Annotated in this window: 2 protein-coding genes; both read right to left on the bottom strand. The window is 39.4% G+C overall.

The annotated features are described in order from the left end of the window. A partial coding sequence (locus BIV59_RS23975; RefSeq protein WP_205684406.1) for a hypothetical protein occupies positions 1–252 on the bottom strand: 252 nt, incomplete at its 3' end. Next, the gene (locus BIV59_RS21795; protein WP_071353558.1) at positions 236–1,309 is read right to left on the bottom strand and encodes an HD-GYP domain-containing protein; all 1,074 of its coding nucleotides are present in this window, start codon (positions 1,307–1,309) and stop codon (positions 236–238) included. The genes BIV59_RS21795 and BIV59_RS23975, both read right to left, overlap by 17 nt. Positions 1,310–1,410: the final 101 nt, after the last annotated feature.

The raw sequence follows: 1,410 nt of genomic DNA, 5'->3' as shown, positions 1-1,410 counted from the left end.
GTCGTTTATCTCGTAAGCGACTTTAATATCATACCATGCATAGTTTACAAGGTCAATAACTTTTTTAAAAGAAAATATCCTGCAATTCTCTTCTGGTGCGACTTCGTTATTATAAAGGCTAAGGACAAGAAAAGCAAGGGGGAAATCTCCCCCTTTGATAATAGATTCCACGACTAATAGATTCCAGGAATTTGGTCTATATCGATCCTTTACCTGGAGTTCAGGTGAGGGAGATTTACAGGATTTCCTCAATAAACAACTCCCGGGTTTTACCAAGATTAATGATTTCTCCGCTGTCTGCAGCTTTTACGAGAGGCCGTGTCTGAGAATGTGCATCTATGAAAATGATTTCTGCCGTATATCCATTTGAGAGCCTTACCCGGCTTCCGATGGTGTAGGTTGTCACACATTCAAGCAGTGTTTTAACTACTGTAATATCAAATTTGCCAAAGTCATCCTGAAGGATCATTTCCATAACCTTAAACGGCGATTGTTTATTCCTGTATATCCTTTCAGAAGTCATTGCATGATATACATCAGCAACTGCCACGATCCTTGAAAAAGAATGAGGCTCCTTACCATTCCGTCCGGCGGGATATCCGCTTCCGTCCAATCTTTCATGATGCTGAACAATTGCATATTTTACTGTTTCTTTTAGTATCGGGGTATTCTGAAGCATTCTCAGGCTATATATGGGATGCTTTCTGATCTCTTCGTATTCCTCGGAAGTCAGGCTCGTTTTTTTATCGAGTATTTTTGGAGGAATTTTTGCCATCCCGCAGTCTGCCAAACAGCCTCCCATCGTAATCTGCATGATATCTGCCAGTTCGTAATTCATTTTCTTTGCGATAAATCCGCAGATGATGCCCATTGAGATAGCATGATGGTATAAATAGTCCTCTTTGCTGCAATAATGATGAAGCGAAACAAGCTCCTGAGGATTTTCCAAAAACTTTTCAAATAAAGGAATAATGATGCTGCGCACTTTTGCGACATCTGCTATGCTTCCTGCCTGCCAGTTCTTAAAAAGCTTCTTATAGGCTTGTACCGCTTTTAAATATTGAGTTAAAAAAGTTGAATCGCTGCCCTCTTCTTCTGATTCCTCATCAATGATTTCCTTCGGAGAAAACCAGCTTCCGTCAATCAATGTCTTTTCAACACTTACATCAGTGACCAAAAAGGCCTGCAGCACTTCCAGCATTTCGTTTGTAATGATGGTTTTTTTAGTTATGATGGGGCGCTTTGTCATTCCAATAACATCTTTTGAAAGGATGCAGCCCTCTTCTAAATAATGTGTTTTTACTCGCACTTTGTGCACCTCTAGAACGCAATTTTTGTTTTTACCATAATATTACTTCACTTTTTCTGAAAAGACTATATATTTTCTCAGAATGCAAAAAGGAGGAGCAT

Origin of the sequence: Bacillus sp. MUM 13, from assembly GCF_001866725.1 — a bacterium.
Classification (GTDB): domain Bacteria; phylum Bacillota; class Bacilli; order Bacillales; family DSM-1321; genus Peribacillus.
The sequence above is the reverse complement of the archived record's forward strand: the minus strand, read 5'-3'. Positions and strand labels throughout refer to the sequence as shown.